The sequence below is a fragment of the Paraburkholderia jirisanensis genome (assembly GCF_054782355.1).
Genome location: NZ_BAAGSQ010000021.1, coordinates 118,332 through 143,018 on the forward strand (window position 1 = coordinate 118,332; position 24,687 = coordinate 143,018).

The window sequence follows — 24,687 nt, forward strand, 5'->3', positions numbered from 1 at the left end:
GCGCTGCATGCTCGACACCGCAGCGTACAGTTTGTCGCAGCGCTCAGGCTTTGCATTATGATGTGGCGCGCGTCGGCCTCCATCAGGTGGTCTGCCGCGCGTCGCGGCCCGCACGCCGCAGCAGGAGAAACTTGTTGAAACCTTCGTCGCCACGCCTTTCTCGCCGCAGTTTTTCGATCGCCGCCGCGTCCGCCTTCCTGAGCGCTTGCGCGGCGTCCGGCGGCAGCCAGCCGGAGCCCGTCAAGCCGTCGAACACGACCGCCGCGAACGGACAACCCGCGCAAACCAACCCGCCCGCGCCGCCGGTTACGAAGCCAATGCGGCCGCTACGCGTCGGCCTCGCGCTGGGCGGCGGCGCCGCGCGCGGCTTCGCGCATATCGGCGTGATCAAGGCGCTCGAAGCGCGCAACGTGCAGATCGACCTCGTGTGCGGCACCAGCGCGGGCTCGGTGGTCGGCGCGCTGTATGCATCGGGGATGAACGGCTTTGCGCTGAACCGCCTCGCGCTGAAAATGGACGAAGCGTCGATCAGCGACTGGGCGATGCCGTTTCGCACGCGCGGGCTGCTGCAAGGCGTCGCGCTGCAGAACTACCTGAACACCACGCTCGACAACCGGCCGATCGAGAAAATGAGCAAGCCGCTCGGCATCGTCGCGACCGACTTGCGCACTGGCGAACCGATCCTGTTCCAGCGCGGCAACACCGGCGTCGCGGTGCGCGCGTCGTGCAGCGTGCCGTCGATCTTCGAGCCGGTGAAGATCGGCACGCATGAATACGTCGATGGCGGCCTCGTGAGCCCCGTGCCGGCGTCGTTCGCGCGGCGCATGGGCGCGGACTTCGTGATCGCCGTCGATATCTCGTCGCGCCCGGAGAGCGGGCTCACGCAGAGCTCGCTGGACGTGTTGATGCAGACCTTCACGATCATGGGCCAGACGATCAAGGCCTACGAACTGGACAAATACGCAGACCTCGTGATTCGACCGAATCTGAACGCGATGAGCAGCAGCGACTTCAGCCAGCGTAACGCGGCGATTCTGGCGGGCGAGGAAGCGGTTGCGAAGATCATGCCGGAACTGCAGCGCAAGCTGTCGGCAAGCCGCGTAGCGGCGTAAGTGAAGGTGTCTGCAAGCGCGCCGCGGAGCATGAACACGCGGCGACCTTACATTCAGCGGCTGCAACGCCCTGCAGCACTGCACGGCGTACGCGAAACCTGACGTGCAAAAACACCAAGGCCCGCGTCCAGAGAGGCGGGCCTTGCGCTTTTCAAACCGCTGCAGCGTGAACCTTAGTTGTTGCCGCCACCCAGCGTCGCGCTCACGCGCTGACGCAGATCCTGCTGCTGGTCCGGCGTGAACGACGTTTCCACGCGGCGCGCGCCGGTGAAACGCTTTTCCCAGTACTTGTCGTCCATGTCGTCGACGCGGATCGTGCTGCCGGTGGACGGCGAGTGCACGAACTTGTTGTCGCCGATATAGATGCCCACGTGCGAGAACGTACGGCGCATCGTGTTGAAGAACACCAGATCGCCCGGCTTCAGTTCGCTGACGCGCACCTTCTCGCCGACGCGGCTCATTTCTTCGGCGCGGCGCGGCAGCGCCATACCGAGCGTGTCCTGGAATACGTAGCGGACGAAGCCGCTGCAATCGAGGCCCGAATCGGGCGAGGTACCGCCCCAGCGGTAACGCACGCCGATCATGTTCAGCGCGCCGACCACCACGTCGCCGGCCTTACCGGCCATGCCGGACAGGAACGACTTCGCGCTGCTCTCGCTAGCGGGTGCAGGGGTAACGTTTGCTGATGGGGACGAATTCGAAGGGGGAGTCTGTGCATTCTGCGCGCCTGCATTCGAGAAGCTCGAGAGGGGCGAAAATGCGGCATTCTGGTTAAAGCTGCTTACTTCGTCGGCGAAAACACCGGGAGCTGCTGCCATCAGTACGCCAATGAACATCCCGGCGACGACGCGCGTACAAGCCTGGGGTAGAGATCCGTGCTGCATTGGTCGGTAGCTTTTGCCTAAAAATCAGAGGGATAGGAAAAAAGTTTGGTCGATACTAGCTAGTAAGTATTCGTGTGTCAAAAGGAATAGAAAAATACAATGGAGATCCGCATACAATTGGTTACATCGGTGAGATTTCACCACCAGAGGCCGCTTCGAGCAGCTTTCGGGTGTAAGGGTGCGCGGGCGACGCAAAAATTTTCTCAACGTCGCCGCTCTCGATTATGGATCCGTCTTTCATCACCGCAACGCGATGCGCCATCGCGCCGATCACCGCGAGGTCGTGACTGATAAAGACAAACCCGAGGTTGTATTTCTGCTGCAAGCCGGCGAGCAGCTTCAGCACCTGCTGCTGGATCGATACGTCGAGCGCGCTGGTCGGCTCGTCGAGGATCAGGATGCGCGGCTCGAGCACCAGCGCCCGCGCAATCGCGATGCGTTGCCGCTGGCCGCCGGAGAATTCATGCGGATAGCGGTATAGCGCGGTGCGGTCGAGGCCCACTTCGCGCAGCACCGTCAGCACCTTCTCGCGCCGCCCGGCCGCATCGAGCTGAGGCCGGTGCAACGCCAGCCCCTCGCCGACGATGCGCTCGATGGTCTGGCGCGGCGACAGCGAACTGAACGGGTCCTGAAACACCACCTGCATATGCGAGCGCAGCACCGTGCGCTCACGCCCGCGGAAACTCGCGAGCGGCTTGCCTTCGAATTCGATGTCGCCGTGCACCGTGCGCTGCAGGCCGAGCAGCGCCATCGCCAGCGTCGATTTGCCGGAGCCCGATTCGCCGACGATGCCGAGCGTCTCGCCCTGACGCACCGACACAGTCGCGGCATCGACTGCGCGAAACCGCCCTGCTCCGAACCAGCCCGCGAAACCCGGCAGCTTCGTCTTGAAATCGACCGACACGTCGCGCGCATCGAGCAGCACCGGCGCGATCGGCAGCACCGGCACGACGGCGCGCTGCGGGCGGCTTTGCAACAGGCGCTGCGTGTACGGGTGCTGGGGCGCGGCGAACAGCTGCTCGACCGGCCCGCTTTCGACCAGCACGCCCTTCTCCATCACCGCGACGCGATGCGCGAAATGGCGCACGAGGTTCAGGTCGTGCGTGATCAGCAGCACGGCCATGCCGCGCTTTTGCGCTTCGTCGCGCTGCAGTTCGAGCAGCAACTCGACGATCTGCGCACGGATCGTCACGTCGAGCGCGGTGGTCGGCTCATCGGCAAGCAGTAGCCGCGGCCGGCATGCCAGCGCCATCGCGATCATCGCGCGCTGGCGCTGCCCGCCCGACAGCTGATGTGGGTAGCTGTTCACACGCTTGCCGGGCTCCGGAATACCGGTGCGGCCGAGCAGCTCGACCGCGCGCTTGCGCGCCTCGCTGGAACTCACGCCGTCGTGCAGCACGATCGTCTCGGCGATCTGCTCGCCGATCGAGTACAGCGGGTTCAGCGCGGTCATCGGCTCCTGGAAGATCATCGCGATGTCGCTGCCGCGCAGGCCGCGCATCTCGCGTTCGCTTTTGGCGAGCAGATCTTCACCGTTGAAGCGGATCGCGCCGCTCAATTGCGCATCTTGCACGAGCCGCAGGATCGACAGCGCGGTCACGCTCTTGCCCGAGCCCGATTCGCCGACCAGCGCCACGCGCTCGCCGCGCGCGATCGCAAGCGACACATCGTTCACCGCCACCGTATCGCCGAAGCTCACGCGCAGACGGTCTATTTCCAGCAGCGGCGTATCGGCCGAGGCGGCTTGCCCTTCGTATTGCGGCACCGTGCTCACTGATTGCCTCCGGCACGCATCGCATCGGAGATCCGCGTATCGAGCGCATTGCGCAGTGCATCGCCCATGAAGGTCAACAGCAGCAGCGTGATCACCAGCACGCAGAAGGTCGACAGCGAGATCCACCATGCGTCGAGATTGGCCTTGCCCTGCGCCAGCAGTTCGCCGAGGCTCGGCGTCGGCGAAGGCACGCCGAGGCCGAGAAAATCGAGGCTGGTCAACGCGAGAATCGCCCCGCTCATGCGAAACGGCAAAAACGTGATGACTGGCGTCAGGCTGTTAGGCAGCACGTGGCGCCAGATGATCTGCCAGTTCGACAAGCCCATCGCGCGCGCGGCCCGCACGTAGTCCTGCTGGCGGTTACGCAGAAACTCCGCGCGCACGTAATCGGACAGCCCGATCCAGCCGAATAGCGACAGCAGCACGATCAGCAGCACGAAGCCCGGCTCGAAGATCGACGCAAAGATGATCAGCAGATAAAGCTCCGGCAGCGCGCTCCAGATTTCGATCAGCCGCTGGCCGATGATGTCGGTCTTGCCGCCGAAGTAACCCTGCACGGCGCCCGCCAGCACGCCGAACAGCGTGCCGATGGCCGTCAGCACCAGCGCGAACTCCACCGATACACGAAAGCCGTACAGTAGCCGCGCGAACAGGTCGCGGCCCCGATCGTCGGTGCCGAACCAGTTGTCGCGCGACGGCGGCGCCGGGTTCGGCACTTTCGAGAAGTAGTTCAGCGTGTCGTAGTAGTACGGATTCGGCGGATACACCGCGAAATTGCCGTTGGTGTCGAAGCGGTGCCGGATATACGGGTCGAGATAATCGGCGGGAGTCGGGAAGTCGCCGCCGAAGGTCGTCTCCGGATAGGTTTCGAATAGCGGAAAATACAGGTGACCTTCGTAGCGCACCACCAGCGGCTTGTCGTTGCACCACAGCGGGCCCGCGAGGCTCGCCGCAAACGCGACGATAAACACGATCATGCTCCAGTAGCCGAGGCGCTGTTGCTTGAAACGCAGCCACACACGGCGCGCGGGCGAAGGCGACACGAACGCACGCACGGGCGTGTCGCGCGAAACCGGTTCGGCATCGGAACGGATACGGCTCAAATCAGCGCTCCAGTTGTTCGAATTGAATGCGCGGGTCGACCCATACGTAGCAGAGGTCGGAGATCAGCTTAGTGGCAAGGCCGATCAGCGTGAACAGATACAGCGTGCCAAGCACCACCGGGTAGTCGCGCCGCGTGACCGACTCGTACGACAGCAGGCCGAGCCCGTCGAGCGAGAACAGCGTTTCGATCAGCAGGCTGCCGGTGAAGAACGCACCGATAAACGCGCCCGGAAAGCCGACTACCAGCGGCAACAGCGCATTGCGGAAAATGTGCTTCCACAGTACGCGCCGCTCGGACAGACCCTTGGCGCGGGCGGTCAGCACGTATTGCTTGCGGATCTCGTCGAGGAACGCGTTCTTGGTCAACATCGTGATCACCGCGAAACTGCCCACCACCGACGCGACCACCGGCAGCGTGATGTGCCACAGATAATCGAGCACCTTGCCCACGAGACTCAGCTGATCCCAGTTGTCCGAGGTCAGATTGCGCAGCGGAAACAACTGCAGGAAGCTGCCGCCACCGAACAGCACGAGCAGCAACACACCCAGCACGAAGCCCGGGATCGCATAGCCGACCAGCACCACGAGGCTGGTGGCGACATCGAAGCGCGAGCCGTTGCGCACCGCTTTCGCGATGCCGAGCGGGATCGATATCAGATAGGTCAGGAAGAAGGTCCACAGGCCGATGCTGATCGACACCGGCAGCTTCGACACGATCAGCGACCACACGCTTTGATGGCGGAAATAGCTCTGCCCGAGATCGAAATGCGAGAAGCGCTTGAGCATCAGCCAGTAGCGTTCGAGCGGCGGCTTGTCGAAGCCGTACAGCGCTTTCAACTGCGCGATCTGCTGCGCGTCGACGCCGCTATGCGCGCGCAGGCCGAACGGCGTGCCGCCCTCCGCGCTGCTGCGGCGCAGTTCATGCACCGCCTGCTCGACCGGGCCGCCGGGCACGAACTGGATCACGCCGAACGTCAACGTCAGCACGCCGATCAGCGTCGGGATCATCAACAGCAGGCGTTTGAGGATGTAGCTCCACATGGCGGCAATCCGGTGCGGCGGGTTGAGTGGTGGTTCGAGTCGGGCAAGCGCAAGCGTGGCTAAAGGTGTCCGGAGGTGTCTGGGCAAGCCACTATGGCTTCGCCGCCTGCCCACCCTGCGGCTGCGCGAACCACCACATCGACGTGATCCAGCCTTCCGCCGAATAGTACAGCGGCAAGGTCTGCGGCCATGCGAGGCCGCGCTTGTAGGCCACGCGATGCGTCGCGCTGTACCAGTGCGGCACCACATAGTAACCATGCATCAGCACGCGGTCGAGCGCGTGCGTTGCGTCGACCAGTTGCTCGCGCGTCTGCGCACCGACCAGCGCGCGCAGGATCGCATCGACGGCAGGCGATTTGAGACCGATCAGATTGCCCGAGCCGGGTTCGTTCGCGGACTTGCTGCCGAAGCGGTCGATCATGTCCGCGCCGGGCACCTGCACATCGGGATAGCGCAGCGTCGTCACGTCGAAATCGAACGCGTCGAGACGCTTCTGGTAGACCGCGAAATCGGTGACGCGAAACCGTGCATGAATGCCGAGCTTTTCGAGGTTGCGCAGATACGGCGCGATCACCGGTTCGAAGCTCGCGGCCGAGCCGGAATCGTCGAGAATCTCGAACTCGAACGGCTCGCCCTTCGCATTGCGCAACGCGCCGTCGCGGTAGGTCCAGCCGGCCTGCGCGAGCAGTGCGCGCGCCTTCAGAAGATTCGCGCGCAGCGAACCGGGCGGATCGGTATCCGGCTGCACCGGCGGCAAGCCGAATACGGACGGCTCGAGGTTCTTGCGCCACGGCTCGAGCAGCTTCAGTTCACCCGGCGTCGGCAGGCCTTTGGCCTGCAGATCGGTGTTCACGAAGAAGCTGTCGATGCGCTTGTACTGGTTGTAGAACAGCTGCCGGTCGAGCCACTGGAAGTCGAGCGCGAGGTCGAGCGCCTCGCGCACCCGCACGTCCTGGAACAGCGGCCGCCGCTGGTTCAGGATAAAGCCCTGCATGCCGGTGCCGTTGTGCTGCGGGAACTCGCGCTTGATCAACTCGCCGCTGTCGAACTTCTTGCCGACGTCGCGCCGCACCCACGTGCGCGCGACGTACTCGACCAGCGCGTCGTACTCGCCCGCCTTGAACGCTTCGAGACGCGCGGTCGGATCGCCATACAGCTTGTAGTTGATGCGCTCGAAGTTGAACATCCCTACCCGCACCGGCAGCTTCACGCCCCAGTAGTTGGGATCGCGTTTATAGGTGATCGTGCGGCCGTTTTCGTAACGTTCGATCAGATACGGGCCGCTACCGATCGGCGTTTCGAACCCCAGCTGATCGAAGGCCGTGCGGCTGCCGTCGGGCTTCACGCCCCACTTGCGCGAGAACACCGGCATGCCGCCCGCGAGCAGCGGCAACTCGCGGTCGCGCTGACGGAACTCGAAGCGGATCGTCGCCGGATCGACCACTACCGCGCGCGTGATATCGGCGAAATACGCGGCGAATTGCGGCGCGGCTTGCGGACTTTTCAGCGTGTCGAACGAGAACTTCACGTCGTCCGCGGTGACCGGATCGCCGTTCGAAAAATGCGCGTGAGGATTGATGTGGAATGTCGTCGACATGCCGTCCGGCGCGACGTTGATATCGTCGGCAAGCAGGCCGTAAGCGGATGCGACTTCGTCGGAGCTACCGGTGGTCAGGCTCTCGAACAGCAGATCGATGCCGGGCGCCGCGTTGCCGCGCAACGTGAACGGATTGAACTTGTCGAAGCTCGTCGAACGGCCCGGGTTCGCGAGCACCAGTGTGCCGCCGCGCGGCGCGTTCGGGTTCACGTAATCGAAGTGCGTGAAACCGGGCGGGTACTTCGGGTCGCCGTATTGGGCAATCGCGTAAACCGCCAGCGCCGGTGAAGCGAACCACAGCGCTGAACCGCAGAGCACGAACATCATGCATAGCGCCGCGAACACGCGCGCTCGCGCGGTATGTGATGACGGCGACGACTGGGACGGCAGCGGCAACGACGACAAACGAAGCACGAAGCGCAAAGCGGCGCGGAGTGGTTCAAGCCGTCGTGTGCCGGTCGTCATAAGGTCCCTGGAGATTGGCAGGCAATTGCAGTGTGAGAGAATTCTAACCATAAATGCCGCGCGTGCCCGCAAACCGTGCACAAGGCGCTGAACATCGCGTCATGCATTGCCTGCTGCGCCACGTAGCGTCACGTTGCGCCATGCGCCGCATCGCGGAGTCCCCCACGCGGGACATCACGCCGGGCATCAACCTCACAGGAGAATCCATGGGCTTCCTCGCTGGCAAACGTATCTTGCTGACCGGTCTGCTGTCGAATCGTTCGATTGCTTACGGTATTGCGCAGGCCTGCAAGCGCGAAGGCGCCGAACTCGCGTTCACCTACGTCGGCGAGCGCTTCAAGGACCGCATCACCGAATTCGCCGCCGAGTTCGGCAGCGATCTGGTGTTCCCATGCGACGTCGCCGAAGACGCGCAGATCGACGCGCTATTCGCATCGCTGAAGCAGCATTGGGACAGCCTCGACGGCCTCGTGCATTCGATCGGCTTTGCACCACGCGAAGCGATTGCCGGCGATTTTCTCGATGGCGTCTCGCGCGAAAACTTCCGCATTGCGCACGATATTTCGGCGTACAGCTTCGCGGCTCTCGCGAAGGCTGCGCTGCCGATGCTGGCCAACGACGCCGCACTGCTCACCCTCACCTATCTCGGCTCCGAACGCGCCGTGCCGAACTACAACACGATGGGCCTCGCGAAGGCTTCGCTCGAAGCGAGCGTGCGTTATCTCGCGGTGTCGCTTGGCGGCAAGGGAATTCGCGTCAACGGTATTTCGGCGGGGCCGATCAAGACGCTTGCGGCTAGCGGCATCAAGGGCTTTGGCAAGATTCTCGAGTTCGTCGAAAACAATGCGCCGCTCAAGCGCAATGTGACGATCGAACAGGTCGGCAATACGGCGGCGTTTTTGCTTTCAGGGCTGGCGGCGGGTGTGACCGCGGAGATCGTGCACGTCGATAGCGGCTTTAGCGCGGTGGCGGGTGGGCTTGGGGGCGTTAGCGAATAGCGGCTAGACCCGGCACGCGGGAAGCACTAAGCAGCGGGAAGCAGAAAGTGTGAAGCGCAAAGCACAACGTCGCCTGCACGACCGCGCTCATATCGTTGCATATGCAAACGGCCAAAAGAAAAAACCGCCGGTTAACGGCGGTTTTTTCATCATCATCGAACGTCGCGTACCTGAGCACGTTGCCGCCCGGTGTCGACCACTTAGTGCCAGCCACCGTGGCCATGATCGTGGCCATAGCCGCCGTGACCGTAACGGCCACCGCCATGATGGCGATACCAGTCGTCGCGGCCCCAGTAGCGGCGGCCGTCCCAGTAGCGGTCACCGTGCCAGCCGATGAAGATGGCGGGACCAGCGTACACCGGTGCCGGCTGATACACGACCGGCGGGGGCGGCGGCGCGTAGTACGTCGGCGCCGGAGCGACATAGACGGGAGCGGGAATGCCGATGTTGACGCCTACATGGACGCCGGCCATGGCCGCGCTCGACACGCCAATTGCGAGCGCACCTACCAGCAGCGGGACAAGACGCGTAGTCTTCATGGTTTCACCTATTTGCGAGTGTGTGTTGTGGTTGTGGACTACCTGCGTCTCAATATAACAAACCGGGGACGCCTGTATATTTCAACTTTGTAATAACTGATGCATAACATCGCGTCATCGGCCACTCTGTAACGTCCGGTTACACGCAACAGCATTTGGTGACGCAACGGCCCGACATTGCCGTTGCGCGACTTATCGGCAGCACGCGTGAAAACTTGATGGTGAGCGGTGTGCCTGACGGTATCCGGCGCGCCTGCAACGCAATCGCGCACATCGTAAGCATGCTTATGAGCTTGTGTGAGAATGCGAGGCGCAGGCTGTGGAATGAAGCGACGCATTGTAGCCGCACGATGGCGCCTGAACCAACGCTTTATTCGCTGCGGCATCACGCGGAGTGCGCCGCTCGCTCCTCGCCACTCACGCTCCTCACCACTCACGCTACTCGTCACTCGCCTCACGCCACTCACCTCACGCCACTCACCTCACGCCTCACGCCTCGCGTCTCACACCTCACACCTCACGCCTCACGCCTCACGCCTGTCGCCTCACGCCGAATACAACCCCTCCGGCCCATTGCGCAACGTACGTGCGATCATCTGCAGGCCATCGCGCAACGCCTCTGCGCTACGCGCACCGCTCATACTGACCCGCACCGCGTGCGGCACCGCGCCGCGGCCGATCGCGAAGCTGTCGGCGGTCTTCACCAGCACGCCCGCCTGACGCAGCGCTGCCGCAAACTCGGCGGCACGCCATGGTTCGGCAAGCGGCAGCCATAGATGCGCGCTCGCCGCATCGGTGCGATACGGCACACCGTCGAGCGCTTCGGCGGCAAGCGCATGTAGCGCATCGATCCGTTCGCGCTGCAATGAAATCAGCCGCGCGATCTCGCCGCTGTCGATCCAGCGCGTGACGATTTCGGCCGCCAGCGGCGCCGTCATCCAGCAATCGCTGCGGATCACCGCGACGATCTTGCCGACCCATTCCTGCGGTGCGTGCACATAGCCGATGCGCAAGCCCGGTGCGACCGCTTTCGAAAAGCCGCTGATCGCAATGCCATGTTCGGGCAGCAACGCCGCGATTGGCCGTGGCGGCGTCGCCAGTATCGCAGCCGGCACGAGGTCTTCGATCACCACCACGTTGTAGCGCAGCGCAATGTCGGCGATCGCGCGGCGGCGCGCGTCGGACATCGTCACCGTGGTCGGGTTGTGCAGCGTCGGCACGCAAAACACCGCGCGCGGCGCGAGCACCGTGCAGGCGCGTTCGAGGGCCTCCGGCACCAGCCCTTCTTCGTCGATCTCGATGCCGACCAGGTTCAGCCGCAATTGCCGCGCAAGCGCGAGGATGCCCGGATAGCTGAGCGCCTCGGCGACGATCGTGTCGCCCGGGCGCAGTACCGCGCGCAACACGCAGGCGAGCGCATGCTGCGCGCCTTGCGTGACCAGCACCCGCTCGGCCGACGCCGCGCAGCCCATCGTCGCGAGCCAGTGCGCGCCCGCCTCGCGATGCGAACGGCGCCCCGCTTCAGGCTGATACAGCAGCAACTCGCCGGCGAGCCGCTCGTCGAGCGCGAGCTCGCGCAGTGTTGCGGTGAGCACGCGGGCGGCCTGGGTCGGCACCGGTACGTTCTGGCCGAGGTCGATCAGGCGTGAAGCGGCCTGCGGCAGAGGCGTCGCGCTTGCGGCACCTTGCCCGATGTCGCCAGGCGGCGTACCCGTGGCTGTACGCGCGGATCGCACAGCATCGGCAGCGGCCGCATACCGATCGAATTCGGCGACATATTCGGCCACATACGTGCCGTCGCCCACCCGCGCGATCGCGAGGCCGCGCTGTTCGAGCTCCGCGTAGGCGCGGCTCACGGTGCCGGTGGTTACGCCGAGCTGCCGCGCGAGCACCCGGTGCGGTGGCAATTTTTCGCCGGGCGGCAGCTGGCCGTTGCGGATTGCCTGCGCATAGGAGTCTGCAATCGAGCGGTATTTGGGCTCGCCGCCGCGCGCCAGCTTCGGCAACCACGTGTTCATTCTGTGTTTCCTGTTTTGATATCAATGCACCGACATGCAGCCGATTGCTACATTATCGGCGCCCAATTCGCAGAATTGAAGGCATTCATTTACTTTGATTGACTGCATTGAACCCCTCGCATTGCCCCTCTAGCATCTCCTCCACGCCATAGTCGGCAGGAGACAACCGCACGCGTCAGCGGCCCCGCATCGCAGCGGGACCCGAGCGCCACGCGGCATAAAACACATGACAGATCGCCTCGAACGTATTACCCGCAGCCGCACTCAGGCCGCCTCCACCCCGTTGCCCGCGGCACAGCCTGCCCCATCGCCACCGCGCCGATTTCCGCGTGCCCTCGCGGCCGCCGCGCACAGCGCAGTTAGCGCAGTTAGCGCAGTTAGCGCAGTTAGCGCAGTTAGCGCAGTTAGCGCAGTTAGCGCAGTTAGCGCAGTTAGCGCAGTTAGCGCAGTTAGCGCAGCAGGCACAGCAAGCGCGCAAGGCCGCAGCGCCGCAAGCCTGCCGCCGTGCCGCCCCGCACACGCGAGCCGCCATGCGTTCAGCGGCACCCGTCAAGCACCAGGCACCGCACCCCGCTCCGGCTAACGCGCCTCGCACGACAAGACGACAAGCAAACGCAGCAAACCCGCAGCGCACCTCCACCGTGCGCCGCGTGCTTGCGTACGCCCGACCTCAGCAGCTCCACACGCCATTCATAAAAGGAGACACCGACGATGTATCGCATTTCCAGACTGTTTCGCGCCGCCCTTCTCGCATTGCCGCTCGCGGCCGCTGCGCTGCCCGCGCATGCCGCCGGCACATGGTGCGCGGCCGGCAAGCCCGTGCGTTTTGCGGGCGTCACGTGGGAGAGCGGCAACTTCACCGCCGAAGTGCTGCGCTTCGTGCTGAAGAACGGCTACGGCTGCCAGACCGACGTGGTGCCCGGCAGCACCGCGGCAACCGAAACCGCGCTATCGCGCAACGATCTGCAGGTGTGGTCCGAGCAATGGACCGGCCGCTCCGAGATCGTCAGCAATGCGGTTCAGGCGGGCAGCGTGAAGCTGGTCGGCGACACGCTGCCGGGCGGCACGAAAGAAGGCTGGTACGTGCCCGACTAGGTGATTCACGGCGACCCGCAGCGCGGCATCAAGCCGACTGCGCCGGGCCTTGCCTCGGTAACCGACCTGCCGCGCTACAAGGACCTGTTCGCCGACGACGAAGAACCCGACCACGGCCGCTTCCTGAATTGCCCGTCGGGCTGGGACTGCGAGCGCGTCAACACGCGGCTCCTGAAGCTGCTCAAGCTCGACGACAGCTACACGAACTTCCGCCCCGGCACCGGCGCCGCACTCGATGCGGCGATTGCGTCCGCGTACCAGCGCGGCAAGCCGATCCTCTTCTACTACTGGGAGCCGGCCGCGCTGATGGCGAAGTACAGGTTCGTGCAGCTGAAGATGCCCGCCTTCGACGACAAGTGCTGGAAATCGCTGCGTGCGGAAAACAGCCCGCAGCCGTGCGCCTCGGCGTACCTGGTATCGCATCTGAAGGTCGGCGTCGCGACGCCGTTCGCGCAGGCCGAGCCGGACGTGATGACGTTCTTCTCGAAGGTCGCGTTGCCGCTCGACTTCCTGAACACGACGATTCTCGACATGAACGAGCACAAGGTCGACGCACAGACCGAAGCGGTCAACTTCCTGAAGCGTCATCCGGACATGTGGAAGCAATGGGTGCCAGCCGACGTCGCGGCAAAAGTACAAAAGGCGCTCGACGCCTGAGCCCACAGAACCACAAACACCGCACCAAACACAACAACAAACCGGGGCCGCGTCTAGTCACCTCCAAAGCGGCCCCTGAAACAGGAACTCAAGCATGAACAGGAAACTGATCGCGGCGCTGCCGCTCGCGCTGGCCGCGGCAGGCGCGCACGCGCAAAGCAGCGTGACGCTGTACGGCCTGATCGATCTGGGCATCGATTACGCGAACAACGTCGCCGACGGCGCCAACGGCAAGCTGGTGCCGGGCAGCAGCAACAAGCTGTGGCAGATGCAAAGCGGCGTGCCGGCCGGCAGCCGCTGGGGCGTGAAAGGCAAGGAAGACCTGGGCGGCGGACTGGCCGCGATCTTCCGACTGGAGAGCGGCTTCAATGCGGCCACCGGCGGACTCGGCGGCGGCCTCGCGTTCTCGCGCAATGCGTACGTCGGCGTGCAGTCGGACCGCTACGGCACGCTGACCTTCGGCAAGCAGTGGGACGCGAACGTCGATATCGTCGAGCCGTTCTCGCTGAACGGCCAGTACGGCGGATGGTACTTCTCGCATCCGAACGACATGGACAACCTCGACAACGGCTTCCCGATCAACAATGCGGTGAAGTACGTGAGCCCGACGATCGGCGGCGTGACGGTGGAAGGCCACTATTCGCTCGGCGGCTCGGCGGGGCAGTTCTCGAGCAACTCGTCGTATAGCGCGGCGGCGGGCTATAGCCACGGCGCGTTTGCCGCGGGCGTCGGCTATCTGCGGGTCTATACGCCGATTACCGCGGTGGCCGGCTACGGCAGCGGCGGCAGCTTCGTCAATGCGGTGTACGGCGACGCGCTCGCCAACGCACGCAGCCAGGACGTGCTGGCGGCCGGCGCATCGTACGCGATCGGCAGCTTCAAGCTGATGGGCAATTTCTCGAGCGTGAACTTCCGCAGCGGCGACGGCAGCCACGACCTGCATTTCCAGAACTACGAGATCTCGGGCATCTACCAGGTCACGCCGGCGCTTGCCACGGGGCTCGGCTATACGTTCACCACCGGCCTCGATCACGCGACCGACAGCGAGCCGAAGTACCACCAGGTGAACGCGATCGCGCAGTACAGCCTGTCGAAGCAGACCTCGCTATATCTGATGGGCTCGTACCAGCGCGCTGCCGGTGCTGCACTGAACGCGCAGATCGCGGGCTTCAACCCGTCGGGTTCGCAGACCCAGGTCGTCACGCGCGCGGGCATCACGCATACGTTCTGAGCGTCGATGTCCTGAATGCTGACGTTCCGAACACGATGTTCTGAGCGTCGACGTTCTGAGCACCGATGTCCTGAGCACCGATGTCCTGAGCACCGATGTTCTGAGCACCGATGTTCTGAGCACCGGTGTTCCGAGCACCGGTGTTCCGAGCACCGACGTTCTGAGCACCGACGTTCTGAGCGTCGGCGTTCCGGACGCCGATGTCCTGAACACCGATGTCCTGAACGCTGACCTTCTGCCCCGGGCCACATCGGCCACCACGCACCTACAGGAGCCGCCCGATCATGCGCCGCCTTCCTTCCCTGTCGGCCTTGCGCTCGTTTGAAGAGGCAAGCCGCACGCTGAACTTCACGAAGGCGGCGCAGACGCTGCACGTGACCCAGGGCGCGATCAGCCGGCAGATCCGGCTGCTCGAAGAGTACCTGGGCACGCCGCTTTTCATGCGGCATCATCACCGGCTCGAGATCACGCCGGCCGGCAAGCGCCTGCTGCCGACACTACAGGCCGCCTTCGACAGCATCGCGCAGACGCTCGATACGATCCGCACCGACCCGGCCAACAACCTGCTCAGCATCAACGCCGCGCCGACGCTCGCGACGCGCTGGCTCACGCCACGGCTGCGCGACTTCCAGCAGCGCTTTGCGGAGCTGCATATTTCGTTGACCAACGAGTACGGCGCGCTGCCCGGCACCGAGCGTAACGAGGACTGCCAGATCCGCTTCGGCCTCGAAGCGCTACCCGGCTGCCAGAGCACGCTGCTGATGCGCGAGCGGCACATTCTGGTGGGCTCGGCGCGCGATTTTCGCGAGCCGCCTGCCAGCGACGAAGCGTTGCGCGCGGCGCTCACGCAGCATCCATGGCTGTACATCCTCGATATCGACCGGCGTCTGCTGGTGTGGGACGCGTGGCTTGCGGAAGCAAACCTCGGCGCGGAGCTCGCGCCGCGCAGCGAGCTGGAGTTCAGCACGCTCGATCAGGTGATTCATGCGGCGGCCGCCGGGCTCGGTATCGCGGTAGCGGATCGCAACATGGTCGAGCAGGAACTGGAGAACGGCACGCTGGTGCAGTTGAGCCCACTGGAAATCGAAGGCCAGCATGGCTATTGGCTCGACGTGCGGCCCGAGGTGCTGGAAACGGCGCGCGTGCGCAGCTTTAGCCGCTGGCTGATCGATCATCACGTGACACGTTGAGCGCGACATGGCGGCGGGGGTTTTCGGTCGGCCGATGCCGCAGCAACGCGCGTGGCGTTTATGCGGAGGACTTCGCCGCCACGCCGACGCGCGCCGCCCGGCTGGCGTTATCCGGCTTCAACCGATAGACAACGTCATCGCCCTTGAGCAGATCGGTAGTCGCCGATTTGGCCAACGCCGGCGCCGGCAGTTCGCCTTCGCCCGCGCCCGGCACCGCGAGCATAGCCAACTGACCGACGCCGAGCGCACCCTTGGCGACCTCGCCGAAATTGCCGTGCGCGATGCCATCTGCGGTGACGCGGCCGTTGAGCGCCGTTCGTGTGGAGGGTTGTCAGCGCAGCGTGATTTTGAGTGGCGTGTCGCCGTCCGCCATTTTTTCGTCAATCCAGAATCGTTTGCAGGCGAGCGAGCGCATCGTCCACCACCTCGGCTGGTGCGCGCTCGATTTTCTTCGCACCTCGTGCTTCGAGGTCCAGCGTACGGACCATGTTCACGAGCGCAACGCCTTGGGTTTCCGTGCCAGAACCCGACAACGGCACAGCAAAACCAGCGAAGCGGGCAAATTCACCGCCCTGAATGATCGGCGCGACTAGCGCGACACCGAGCGCATTGAACGCAGCGGGCGACAGCACGAGTGCGGGGCGAAAATCGCCCTGCTGTTCCCGGCCCGCAGTGGGGTTCAGATTCACGCGCACGATGTCGCCCCGATCAAACTTGACACGCCTCACCATGCTTCACGTCCGACCGGCCTGATGCTGTTCCATGCGGCCAGATCCGCTGGCATCGGTGCTTTCGGATCGCATTGCGCCACCAGATCATCAAGCGCGTACTTGTGCCGAGCCGGCTTGAGCATAATGCCTTCGGCACGCACATCAACCTCGAGCTTGTCGCCTAATGCGACCTTGAGTTGTTCGAGTAATGCGGTTGGCAGGCGCACGGCCGCGCTGTTGCCCCATTTCTGAATCGACAGTTCCATTGCACCACCTCCATAACGTAGAGTCATTGTAGATACCCTCCTTGCAACCGTCAAGAATTTGTATCTACATCGTATCTACATAAGAAGTGCCCGCTCCGCGATGCGGAACGGGGCGCTACAAGGCTGGCCGTAAAGTCTGGCGGCAAACTCAGCCCAACCCGCCCATCATCATGTACTTCGTTTCGAGATATTCATCGAGACCGTACTTCGATCCTTCACGGCCAAGCCCCGATTCCTTGACGCCACCGAACGGTGCCACCTCGGTCGAGATAATCCCTTCGTTGATGCCGATCATGCCGCTTTCGAGCGCCGCCGCGACGCGCCACACGCGGCCGATGTCGCGCGCATAAAAATACGCGGACAGCCCATACACCGTGTCGTTCGCCATGCGGATCGCCTCCGCTTCGGTGTCGAAGCGGAACACCGCCGCAACCGGGCCGAACGTCTCGTCGCGCGCGAGGGCCATCTCCGCGTTCGCACCGACGATCACAGTCGGTTCATAGAACGTACCGCCCAGCGCATGCCGCTGTCCGCCGCACACCACCTGGCCGCCCTTGCGCTGCGCATCCGCCACGTGATCCTCGACCTTCGCGAGCGCCGCCGCGTTGATCAGCGGACCTTGCGTCGCGCCGCTTTCAAGTCCGTTGGCGGTCTTCAGCTTACGCACCGCCTGCACCAGCTTGTCGACGAACGCATCATGCACCGATGCCTGCACAAAAAAACGGTTCACGCACACGCAGGTCTGCCCGGTATTGCGGAACTTCGACGCGATCGCGCCTTCGACGGCCGCATCCAGATCGGCATCGTCGAACACGATGAACGGCGCATTGCCGCCCAGTTCCAGCGAGATCTTTTTCACCGTATCGGCCGCCTGGCGCATCAGCAGTTTGCCGGTGCGGGTCGAGCCGGTGAACGAGATCTTGCGCACCGCCTGCGATGCCATCAGCGCGCCACCGATCGCCGGCGCATCGCCCGACACGACATTGAACACGCCCGCCGGAATGCCGGCTTCCTGTGCGAGCGCGGCCAGCGCAAGCGCCGACAGCGGCGTTTCCTCCGAAGGCTTCAGTACCATTGTGCAACCCGCCGCGAGCGCCGGGCCGGCCTTGCGCGTGACCATCGCGAGCGGGAAATTCCACGGCGTGATCGCGCCGACCACACCAACCGGCTCCCTGGTCACGACGATGCGCGTGCCAGGTCGAGGCGACGGAATCACATCGCCATACGCACGCCGCGCTTCTTCGGCGAACCACGTCAGAAAGCTCGCCGCGTACACCACTTCGCCCATCGCTTCGGCAAATGGCTTGCCCTGCTCGCGCGTCATGATCAACGCGAGGTCGCGCTGGTTCTCGAGCATCAGGTCGCCCCAACGGCGTACCTTCGCGCCGCGCTCGGCGGCGCTCGCGTCGCGCCACGCGGGAAACGCGCGGGCCGCCGCGTCGATCGCGGCGCGCGCATCCTTGTCGCCGGCGCGCGAGACCGTCGCCAGTTCGTCGCCGCTGGACGGATCCTGCACCGCGTAAGCATCGCGGCCGCGCACCCATTCGCCGCCGATAAAGCTGCCGGTGCGCCACAACTGTGTATTGACGAGTCCCGCGATCATGCCGCCAGCTCCAGTTTCAACGTGGGCCGTGCGCTACGTGGAATGCGCACGCTCACGTAGTCGTTGATCACGTCGCACGGCGTGTAATTGCGCTCGAGCTCGTGCAACTCATCCGCGGTGAGGTGCGTATCGAGTGCCGCCAGCGCGCTGTCGAACTGCGCGACCGAATCCGCGCCGACCAGCATCGACGCAACGCCGCGCCGCGACAGCACCCACGCCTGCGCAATCTGCGCGCACGACACGCCGCGCGCCAGCGCCACCTCCGCCACCGAACGCGCGATGTCGCGCGAAGCCGCATCGTCGTACATCTGCACGGTGAAGAAATCGGTCTGGTTACGCACCGACTGCGGATCGCCAGCCAGCAGGCCGCGCGCAAGCGGGCTGAATACCGACACGCCGATGCCCTGGTCCGCACAGAACGGCAACATCTCGCGCTCTTCCTCGCGGTATGCGCAATTCAATTGCAGTTGCATGTTGATCGGCCGCGCGAAGCCGTGACGCTCGCACACCTGCAGGATCTTCGCGAACTGCCACGTGAACATCGTCGATACGCCGATATAGCGCGCCTTGCCGGCCCGCACGATGTCGTTCAGCGCTTCCATGGTTTCTTCGACGGGCGTTTTCACGTCGAAGTAATGCAGCATGTAGATGTCGACGTAATCGGTCTGCAGGCGGCGCAGCGAACCGTCGATCGCTTCCATCACGTGCTTGCGCGAATGGCCCTGGTTGTTTGCGCCGTTGCCGATCGGATAGCCGACCTTGGTGGTCAGCACCAGTTCGTCGCGATTGGCCAGACGCTTGACGATCCGGCCCACCACTTCCTCGCCGACGCCGGTCGAATAGAAATCGGCCAGATCGATGAAGTTCACGCCGGCTTCGAGCGCGTGCCGCACGATCGGCTCGCTTTGCTGCTCGTTGAAAATCCACGGCTTCCAGTCGGGCGTGCCCATGTTCATCGTGCCGAGGCACAGCCGCGACACATTGAGCCCCGAGCGGCCCAGTTGTACGTATTGCATTGTCGTCACCTGCCAGATTCTTCGATGGGATGCGGCAGCGCGGCTTAGGCCGCTTTTGCCTTGGGCGTGTAGAACGGGTTGCTGATCGCGTCGCGTACGGCGGCGAGTTTTTCGAGCTTCGGCAGGCCATTCATCGCCGCGTGAATCGCGGTCTGACAGGCGCGATAGTTGTTCTCGTAGACCGCGTCCAGATCGTCGCACGCCCAGTTCACCCAGTTCGCGGTGACGATGCACCATTCGTCGGCGGCTTCCGGCGGCAGCGTGCCGTCGAGCATCGCTTCGGTGACGGCCTTCGCGATCGCGGCCTGCGAAGCGCCCCACGTTGCATTGCCGTGCAGATCGCCGCGGATGTCCGCCTTGTTCACATAGAGCGTGGCCGGCTTGACCGGCAGGTTCGGCTGCGCCACCACCATGAACGGCACGTGGCCTTGCGACGGCGACGACAGACTCCCTGTAAATGCCTGACCGACCGGGCCGCTGCGCGGGCCGATCATGATGTTGATATGCGCGGCGTTCACGCCCGGGCCTTCGAAACCTTCGCCGATATAGACTTCCATCGCTCTCATTGCTTGCTCCATCTCCTGGATTTTCCGTCGCGTTTTTGCAGCGTTGTTAAGGTGCTGCGCGGCGCGTCGACAGGTAGCGCACCGCACATTGGCACGCATTGGAGCATGGCCGCCCGCACCCGCCAAAGCTATGAAATCTCATGGGGGTATGACGCGCGATCATCGCTGCGCGGCGATGCAAAACACCTTGCACTGCGCCATGACCGCAAGTCATTCATCGATGACTAATCCTGCCTTCGCAAGCTGCCGCCGCGCCGATACACTTGCGTCGCAAACAAGGCGGCAGAAGCCACGCCAAAGCCGGCAGCAACGACAAACGCAGCACACGAAAGCGGCGCATGAGCCGTATATGAAAGCCGCGCGACGCGGTTCACAGGAGGAGATGACATGACACGATGGATGCACGCGGGCACCCGCCTGCTGGCCGCGCTCGCGTGTGCGGTGGCCGCGCAGAGTAGCTTTGCCGGACCCACATGGTGCGGCGCCGGCAAGACCGTTAAGCTCGCGCAGATCACATGGGAAAGCGGCGCGCTGATGACCGAGATGGTGCGCACCGTGCTCGAGAAAGGCTACGGCTGCAAAACCGAAGTGGTGACCGGCGCCACCGCCGCAACAGAAACCGCACTTGCGCGCGGCGACCTGCAGATCTGGGCCGAACACTGGACCGGCCGTAGCGCGATCGTCGCGCAGGCACTGCAGCAAGGCAACGTGAAGCTGGTCGGCGAGCTGGTGCCGGGCGGCGATCGCGAAGGCTGGTACGTGCCCGCGTATGTGATCGAAGGCGATGCGAAGCGCGGCATCAAGCCGCTCGCGCCGCAACTGCATTCGGTCGCGCAGCTGGCGCAGTACAAATCGGTCTTCGCCGACGATGAAGAGCCGGACAAGGGCCGCTTCTATAACTGCCCGTCAGGCTGGGACTGCGAGCGCTTCAACAACAACCTGTTCAAGGCGTACGACCTCGGCAGCGATTACATCAACTTCCGTCCCGGCACCGGCGCCGGCCTCGATGCGGCAATCGCATCCGCGTACGAGCGCGGCAAGCCGATCCTGTTCTATTACTGGCAGCCGGCCGGACTGATGGCGAAGTATCGCTTCGTGCAGTTGCAGTCGGCGCCGTGGTCGCAGCAGTGCTGGGACACGATCGCCGATGCGCGCAATACGAAACCTTGCGCGTCTGCGTTCAAGGTGTCGCATCTGACCGTAGCGGTCTCCACGCCGTTCTATGAAGCCGAACCGGATGCGGTTGCGATGTTCGGCAAGATCAGCATTCCGCTGTCACTCGACGAACAGCTGGTCGCGCAGATGCACGAGCGCAAGCTCGATGCGGCTACCGTCGCGCGTGAGTTCTTCGCTCAGCATCCGGAAGTGTGGAAGCAATGGGTCAGCGCCGATGTCGCCGCGCGCGTGGCGGCTGGATTGCGCAGCTAAGCCATCGCCGCCACGCCATCGCAGCCAGGCCACGATTCGCGCCGGTGCGACGCTTGCCGGATTGCGCAGTGACGCTGGGGTTTGACCGCAACCCGCGCCCCGCGCAAGCGCCCCGCCCGGCGCCAGCAATTTCAGTAGAAAGAGGTACGTCATGAGTTCGCTTTTTCTTCATCTGTCGATTGCCGACAGCGTCAACGACCGTGTGACCGCATTCGTCCAGCAATACGGCGACGCGTTCCACAACTTCAGCACGCTGCTGCTGCGCGACGTGCTGGTGCCGCTCGAAGGCCTGCTGCGCGCGTTGCCGCCGTGGCTCGTGCTGATCGCGGTCGGCCTGCTCGGCTGGCATGCGTCGCGGCGCGTCGGCGCGTCGCTGCTGCTGGTCGTGCTGCTTTATGTGATCGGCTGCTTCGGGCTGTGGGACAAGCTGATGCAGACCTTCGCGCTGATGCTGGTGGCCACCGTGGTATCGATCGCGCTGGGCATTCCGCTCGGCATCTTCGCGGCCGCCAGCCCGCCACTGCGGCGCGTGCTGCTGCCGGTGCTCGACATCATGCAGACGCTGCCGAGCTTCGTGTATCTGATTCCCGTGCTGATGCTGTTCGGCCTCGGCAAGGTGCCGGCGATTCTCGCGACCGTCGTCTACGCACTGCCGCCGCTGATCCGCCTGACCGATCTCGGCATCCGCCACGTGGACAGCGAAATTGTCGAAGCAGCGCGCGCGTTCGGCACGACCCGCACGCAGTTGCTGTTCAACGTGCAGTTGCCGCTCGCGCGGCCCAGCATCATGGCCGGCATCAACCAGACGACGATGATGGCGCTGTCGATGGTGGTGATCGCGTCGATGATCGGCTCGCGCGGCCTCGGTGAGGACGTGCTGGCCGGCATCCAGACACTCGACGTCGGCAAGGGTACGCAGGCGGGTATCGCAATCGTGATTCTGGCGATCGTGATCGACCGGATCAGCCAGGGGTACGGCCAGGATCGCCGTACGCGGCGCGTGCAGCGGCAGCCGTCGCGGATTGCATTCCGGCGTGCGCGCGCCGAGGCGACTGCGACGGCGGCCACGACAACAGCACCGGCCGCCCCCGCTGCAAGCACCGCAAAGTGATCGAGCGGCAACGGGAAGCCCGCATGACAGCACGGCATCAGAAGCCGCGCCGCCGCGGCACTACCGTGTGGACCAAGGCATCAGCAATAAGGAAATCAACATGAGCGCGATCGAAGTCAACCACGTGTACAAGCTGTTCGGCCCACCACAGGTCAGCCAGCGCGCACTCGACATGCTGCGCGGCGGCGCGACCAAGGCCGGCGTACTCGAAGCCACGCGCTGCAACGTCGGGCTCAACGACGTGAGCCTGTCGATCGGCTCGGGCCAGATCTTCGTGATCATGGGCCTGTCCGGCTCGGGCAAGTCGACCTTGGTGCGGCACTTCAACCGGCTGATCGAGCCGACCGTCGGCGAGATCCTGATCGACGGCAAGGACGTGCTGAAGCTTGACGCCGGCGGCCTGCGCGAGCTGCGTCGGTTTGGCGTCAGCATGGTGTTCCAGAACTTCGGCTTGCTGCCGCATCAGACGGTGCTCGACAACGCCGCCTATGCGCTCATTACGCGCGGCGAGAAGAAAGCGCACGCGCATCAGAAAGCCCGCGACTGGCTCGACAAGGTTGGGCTCGGCAACTACGCGAGCCATTATCCGGACGAGCTGTCGGGCGGCATGCGTCAGCGTGTCGGCCTAGCGCGCGCGCTCGCCGCCGATACCGACGTGATCCTGATGGACGAAGCCTTCTCCGCGCTCGACCCGCTGATCCGCAGCGACATGCAGGATCAGTTGCTGACGCTGCAGGCGCAGTTGAACAAGACGATCGTGTTCATCACGCACGATCTGGACGAAGCGCTGCGCATCGGCAACCGCATCGCGATCCTGCGCGACGGCTCGCTGATCCAGTGCGGCACGCCCGACGATATCCTGCACCGCCCGGCCGACGACTACGTAAGACGTTTCGTCGAACGCCGCGCCGGCACCCACTGACCCGCCCGTATGCGGGCGCTGGCCGGCCTGCTCGCCGGCTATACGGTGCTGATCGCCGGCAACAGCCTGCTGACGACGCTGCTGTCGCTGCGCCTCGTGCATGCGGGTGCGGCGCCGCTGGTGGTCGGGCTGGTGCAGTCGTGCTACTACGTCGGCTTCGTGCTCGGCGCGCTGGCGCTCGGGCCGCTGGTCGCGCGCATCGGGCCGCAGCGCGCGTTTATCGGCTGCGGCGCGAGTGCCGCGCTGGCGGCGCTCGGCTATCTGTCGTTCGAATCGGCGGGCGTGTGGGCGCTGCTGCGGGTGCTCACGGGTATGTCGATGGTCGGCATCTTCACTTCGATTGAAAGCGGTGTGAACGCGGCAGTGGCCAATGGCGAGCGCGGCCGTGCGTTTGCGATCTATCTGGTGCTGACTTATCTCGGTGTGTCCGGCGGGCAGTTCCTGCTGGCCGCAGGCGATGCGGCCGGTGACGCGCAGCGCGTGCTGGTCGACGGGTTGTTCGTGTTCGCGTTGATGCCGGTCGCGCTGATCGGCGACTGGAGCGGCATGCCGGTGAGCGTCGCGCCGACCAATGCGGCGCGACGCCCGGCCGCATTGCTGGACGGTTTGCACGAACTGCTGCGCGTGACGCCGCGCAGCGTGGCCGCATGCGTCGGCGCGGGGCTGGTGTCGAGTGCGTTCTACGCAATGACTCCGGTGTACCTCGCGCGCATCGGCTACCCCGCCGCGGATATCTCGCACCTGATGGGTACCGCGCTGTTCGGCGCATTGCTGTCGCAATGGCCGGTCGGACGGTTGTCGGATCGCTTCGAGCGGCGCCGGGTGCTGGGCGCGATCGCACTGGCAGCGGCGGTGGCGAGTGCGTTGCTCGTGACGGTGCGCGCGCATGCGTGGGTTGGCACGCTGCTGTTCGTCTATGTCGCGTTGAGCTTCGCGCTGTATGGCGTCATCGTCGCGGATGTCAACGATCGCGTTGACCCGACTCTGCGTGTGAAGACCAGTGCGACGCTGCTGCTGGTGTTTTCGCTCGGCGGCAGCGCGGGACCGACGCTCGCGTCGCTGTGCGTGCGGCTCGCGGGCGCGAGCGGGCTGTTTGTGTTCTCGCTCGCGGTGACCGGCGCGCTGGCGTGGCTCGCGCGACGCGAGTGATACGCGTGACGCGTGCGATGCATGTGAAGCGAATAACACAAGTGACACTGCGGCGAGCAATCGCCTCGAACGATCGGGCACGATGAACACGCCTCGCCCGGCAACCCTTAAGCCTTAAACGATGACCAGCGCACGCCGGCCACTACACCCCGAGCACAACACGCCGCGCCAGCCAATCCGCAATCACCGGCGCACGCCAGCCGATTCCCAG

General features: G+C 64.5%; 23 protein-coding genes and 1 pseudogene. 10 read left to right on the forward strand and 14 right to left on the reverse strand.

What is annotated here, in order from left to right; all coding sequences use genetic code 11:
* The first annotated feature begins 86 nt into the window (after positions 1-86).
* Positions 87-1,112: a patatin-like phospholipase family protein gene (locus ACYVNQ_RS09795; protein WP_460902685.1), complete on the forward strand. Its 1,026-nt coding sequence runs from the start codon at positions 87-89 to the stop codon at positions 1,110-1,112.
* A 173-nt stretch (positions 1,113-1,285) separates the two neighbouring features.
* Here the strand turns inward: ACYVNQ_RS09795 and ACYVNQ_RS09800 are convergent, their stop codons facing one another.
* From ACYVNQ_RS09800 to ACYVNQ_RS09820, 5 genes are all read right to left on the reverse strand, one after another.
* Positions 1,286-1,996, reverse strand: coding sequence for a C40 family peptidase (locus ACYVNQ_RS09800; protein ID WP_460902283.1), 711 nt, complete (start codon positions 1,994-1,996; stop codon positions 1,286-1,288).
* 121 nt (positions 1,997-2,117) lie between these two features.
* Positions 2,118-3,761: an ABC transporter ATP-binding protein gene (locus ACYVNQ_RS09805; protein ID WP_460902686.1), complete on the reverse strand. Its 1,644-nt coding sequence runs from the start codon at positions 3,759-3,761 to the stop codon at positions 2,118-2,120.
* A gap of 5 nt (positions 3,762-3,766) precedes the next feature.
* Positions 3,767-4,873, reverse strand: a complete 1,107-nt coding sequence (locus ACYVNQ_RS09810; RefSeq protein ID WP_460902284.1) for an ABC transporter permease — start codon at positions 4,871-4,873, stop codon at positions 3,767-3,769.
* Between the two features lies 1 nt (position 4,874).
* Positions 4,875-5,915, reverse strand: coding sequence for a microcin C ABC transporter permease YejB (locus tag ACYVNQ_RS09815; RefSeq protein WP_460902285.1), 1,041 nt, complete (start codon positions 5,913-5,915; stop codon positions 4,875-4,877).
* Between the two features lie 91 nt (positions 5,916-6,006).
* Positions 6,007-7,839 carry an extracellular solute-binding protein gene (locus ACYVNQ_RS09820; RefSeq protein ID WP_460902286.1) on the reverse strand — a complete coding sequence of 611 codons (1,833 nt, stop codon included), beginning with the start codon at positions 7,837-7,839 and terminating at the stop codon, positions 6,007-6,009.
* Positions 7,840-8,183: 344 nt separating this feature from the next.
* On the opposite strand from ACYVNQ_RS09820, the gene fabI reads away from it, so the two are divergent.
* Positions 8,184-8,975: an enoyl-ACP reductase FabI gene (fabI, locus tag ACYVNQ_RS09825; RefSeq protein WP_460902287.1), complete on the forward strand. Its 792-nt coding sequence runs from the start codon at positions 8,184-8,186 to the stop codon at positions 8,973-8,975.
* Positions 8,976-9,175: 200 nt separating this feature from the next.
* Here the strand turns inward: fabI and ACYVNQ_RS09830 are convergent, their stop codons facing one another.
* The gene (locus ACYVNQ_RS09830) at positions 9,176-9,514 is read right to left on the reverse strand and encodes a hypothetical protein (RefSeq protein ID WP_460902288.1); all 339 of its coding nucleotides are present in this window, start codon (positions 9,512-9,514) and stop codon (positions 9,176-9,178) included.
* A 545-nt stretch (positions 9,515-10,059) separates the two neighbouring features.
* A complete protein-coding gene (locus ACYVNQ_RS09835) occupies positions 10,060-11,532 on the reverse strand; it encodes an aminotransferase-like domain-containing protein (protein ID WP_460902289.1) in 1,473 nt (490 codons plus the stop codon).
* Positions 11,533-12,243: 711 nt separating this feature from the next.
* Here ACYVNQ_RS09835 and ACYVNQ_RS09840 point away from each other — a divergent pair.
* Both ACYVNQ_RS09840 and ACYVNQ_RS09845 read left to right on the forward strand, forming a co-directional pair.
* Positions 12,244-13,284: pseudogene (locus ACYVNQ_RS09840) on the forward strand (ABC transporter substrate-binding protein).
* A 94-nt stretch (positions 13,285-13,378) separates the two neighbouring features.
* Positions 13,379-14,515 (forward strand): porin, encoded by a 1,137-nt coding sequence (locus tag ACYVNQ_RS09845; RefSeq protein WP_460902290.1) that lies wholly within the window; start codon positions 13,379-13,381, stop codon positions 14,513-14,515.
* Here the strand turns inward: ACYVNQ_RS09845 and ACYVNQ_RS09850 are convergent.
* Positions 14,499-14,780, reverse strand: a complete 282-nt coding sequence (locus ACYVNQ_RS09850; protein WP_460902291.1) for a hypothetical protein — start codon at positions 14,778-14,780, stop codon at positions 14,499-14,501. The two genes, ACYVNQ_RS09845 and ACYVNQ_RS09850, sit on opposite strands and share 17 nt — an antisense overlap.
* Before the next feature lie 19 nt (positions 14,781-14,799).
* Between ACYVNQ_RS09850 and ACYVNQ_RS09855 the strand changes: the two genes are divergently transcribed.
* The gene (locus ACYVNQ_RS09855; protein ID WP_460902292.1) at positions 14,800-15,705 is read left to right on the forward strand and encodes a LysR substrate-binding domain-containing protein; all 906 of its coding nucleotides are present in this window, start codon (positions 14,800-14,802) and stop codon (positions 15,703-15,705) included.
* A 58-nt stretch (positions 15,706-15,763) separates the two neighbouring features.
* Here ACYVNQ_RS09855 and ACYVNQ_RS09860 read toward each other — a convergent pair whose 3' ends face one another.
* From ACYVNQ_RS09860 to fae, 6 genes are all read right to left on the reverse strand, one after another.
* A complete protein-coding gene (locus ACYVNQ_RS09860) occupies positions 15,764-15,934 on the reverse strand; it encodes a hypothetical protein (protein WP_460902293.1) in 171 nt (56 codons plus the stop codon).
* A gap of 151 nt (positions 15,935-16,085) precedes the next feature.
* Positions 16,086-16,436: a type II toxin-antitoxin system ChpB family toxin gene (locus ACYVNQ_RS09865; RefSeq protein ID WP_460902294.1), complete on the reverse strand. Its 351-nt coding sequence runs from the start codon at positions 16,434-16,436 to the stop codon at positions 16,086-16,088.
* Positions 16,430-16,681, reverse strand: coding sequence for an AbrB/MazE/SpoVT family DNA-binding domain-containing protein (locus ACYVNQ_RS09870; protein WP_460902295.1), 252 nt, complete (start codon positions 16,679-16,681; stop codon positions 16,430-16,432). The genes ACYVNQ_RS09865 and ACYVNQ_RS09870 overlap by 7 nt, the downstream gene beginning before the upstream one ends.
* A gap of 148 nt (positions 16,682-16,829) precedes the next feature.
* Positions 16,830-18,284, reverse strand: a complete 1,455-nt coding sequence (locus ACYVNQ_RS09875) for an NAD-dependent succinate-semialdehyde dehydrogenase (RefSeq protein ID WP_460902296.1) — start codon at positions 18,282-18,284, stop codon at positions 16,830-16,832.
* On the reverse strand, positions 18,281-19,300 hold the full coding sequence (locus ACYVNQ_RS09880; RefSeq protein ID WP_460902297.1) for an aldo/keto reductase: 1,020 nt from the start codon (positions 19,298-19,300) through the stop codon (positions 18,281-18,283). Before ACYVNQ_RS09880 ends, ACYVNQ_RS09875 begins: the two co-directional genes overlap by 4 nt.
* Positions 19,301-19,344: 44 nt before the next feature.
* Entirely contained in the window at positions 19,345-19,866 is a 522-nt protein-coding gene (gene fae / locus ACYVNQ_RS09885) for a formaldehyde-activating enzyme (protein WP_460902298.1), read from the reverse strand.
* A gap of 105 nt (positions 19,867-19,971) precedes the next feature.
* Here fae and ACYVNQ_RS09890 point away from each other — a divergent pair, with 105 nt between their 5' ends.
* The 5 genes from ACYVNQ_RS09890 to ACYVNQ_RS09910 all read left to right on the forward strand — a co-directional run bounded on the left by ACYVNQ_RS09890 (position 19,972) and on the right by ACYVNQ_RS09910 (position 24,476).
* A complete protein-coding gene (locus tag ACYVNQ_RS09890; protein ID WP_460902299.1) occupies positions 19,972-20,094 on the forward strand; it encodes a hypothetical protein in 123 nt (40 codons plus the stop codon).
* 159 nt (positions 20,095-20,253) lie between these two features.
* Positions 20,254-21,294, forward strand: coding sequence for an ABC transporter substrate-binding protein (locus tag ACYVNQ_RS09895; protein WP_460902300.1), 1,041 nt, complete (start codon positions 20,254-20,256; stop codon positions 21,292-21,294).
* A 151-nt stretch (positions 21,295-21,445) separates the two neighbouring features.
* Positions 21,446-22,405 carry an ABC transporter permease gene (locus ACYVNQ_RS09900; RefSeq protein WP_460902301.1) on the forward strand — a complete coding sequence of 320 codons (960 nt, stop codon included), beginning with the start codon at positions 21,446-21,448 and terminating at the stop codon, positions 22,403-22,405.
* A gap of 100 nt (positions 22,406-22,505) precedes the next feature.
* Positions 22,506-23,327 carry a quaternary amine ABC transporter ATP-binding protein gene (locus ACYVNQ_RS09905; protein ID WP_460902302.1) on the forward strand — a complete coding sequence of 274 codons (822 nt, stop codon included), beginning with the start codon at positions 22,506-22,508 and terminating at the stop codon, positions 23,325-23,327.
* 9 nt (positions 23,328-23,336) lie between these two features.
* A complete protein-coding gene (locus ACYVNQ_RS09910; protein ID WP_460902303.1) occupies positions 23,337-24,476 on the forward strand; it encodes an MFS transporter in 1,140 nt (379 codons plus the stop codon).
* The last annotated feature ends 211 nt before the right edge of the window (positions 24,477-24,687 follow it).

Bases quoted from the DNA above. Each gene is read 5' to 3' on its own strand.
- ACYVNQ_RS09800 (WP_460902283.1), bottom strand. From the start codon at position 1,996: ATGCAGCACGGATCTCTACCCCAGGCTTGTACGCGCGTCGTCGCCGGG.
- ACYVNQ_RS09815 (WP_460902285.1), bottom strand. From the start codon at position 5,915: ATGTGGAGCTACATCCTCAAACGCCTGCTGTTGATGATCCCGACGCTG.
- ACYVNQ_RS09820 (WP_460902286.1), bottom strand. From the start codon at position 7,839: ATGATGTTCGTGCTCTGCGGTTCAGCGCTGTGGTTCGCTTCACCGGCG.
- fabI (WP_460902287.1), top strand. From the start codon at position 8,184: ATGGGCTTCCTCGCTGGCAAACGTATCTTGCTGACCGGTCTGCTGTCG.
- ACYVNQ_RS09830 (WP_460902288.1), bottom strand. From the start codon at position 9,514: ATGAAGACTACGCGTCTTGTCCCGCTGCTGGTAGGTGCGCTCGCAATT.
- ACYVNQ_RS09835 (WP_460902289.1), bottom strand. From the start codon at position 11,532: ATGAACACGTGGTTGCCGAAGCTGGCGCGCGGCGGCGAGCCCAAATAC.
- ACYVNQ_RS09845 (WP_460902290.1), top strand. From the start codon at position 13,379: ATGAACAGGAAACTGATCGCGGCGCTGCCGCTCGCGCTGGCCGCGGCA.
- ACYVNQ_RS09855 (WP_460902292.1), top strand. From the start codon at position 14,800: ATGCGCCGCCTTCCTTCCCTGTCGGCCTTGCGCTCGTTTGAAGAGGCA.
- ACYVNQ_RS09865 (WP_460902294.1), bottom strand. From the start codon at position 16,436: ATGGTGAGGCGTGTCAAGTTTGATCGGGGCGACATCGTGCGCGTGAAT.
- ACYVNQ_RS09870 (WP_460902295.1), bottom strand. From the start codon at position 16,681: ATGGAACTGTCGATTCAGAAATGGGGCAACAGCGCGGCCGTGCGCCTG.
- ACYVNQ_RS09875 (WP_460902296.1), bottom strand. From the start codon at position 18,284: ATGATCGCGGGACTCGTCAATACACAGTTGTGGCGCACCGGCAGCTTT.
- ACYVNQ_RS09880 (WP_460902297.1), bottom strand. From the start codon at position 19,300: ATGCAATACGTACAACTGGGCCGCTCGGGGCTCAATGTGTCGCGGCTG.
- fae (WP_460902298.1), bottom strand. From the start codon at position 19,866: ATGAGAGCGATGGAAGTCTATATCGGCGAAGGTTTCGAAGGCCCGGGC.
- ACYVNQ_RS09890 (WP_460902299.1), top strand. From the start codon at position 19,972: ATGGCCGCCCGCACCCGCCAAAGCTATGAAATCTCATGGGGGTATGAC.
- ACYVNQ_RS09895 (WP_460902300.1), top strand. From the start codon at position 20,254: ATGACACGATGGATGCACGCGGGCACCCGCCTGCTGGCCGCGCTCGCG.
- ACYVNQ_RS09900 (WP_460902301.1), top strand. From the start codon at position 21,446: ATGAGTTCGCTTTTTCTTCATCTGTCGATTGCCGACAGCGTCAACGAC.
- ACYVNQ_RS09905 (WP_460902302.1), top strand. From the start codon at position 22,506: ATGAGCGCGATCGAAGTCAACCACGTGTACAAGCTGTTCGGCCCACCA.
- ACYVNQ_RS09910 (WP_460902303.1), top strand. From the start codon at position 23,337: ATGCGGGCGCTGGCCGGCCTGCTCGCCGGCTATACGGTGCTGATCGCC.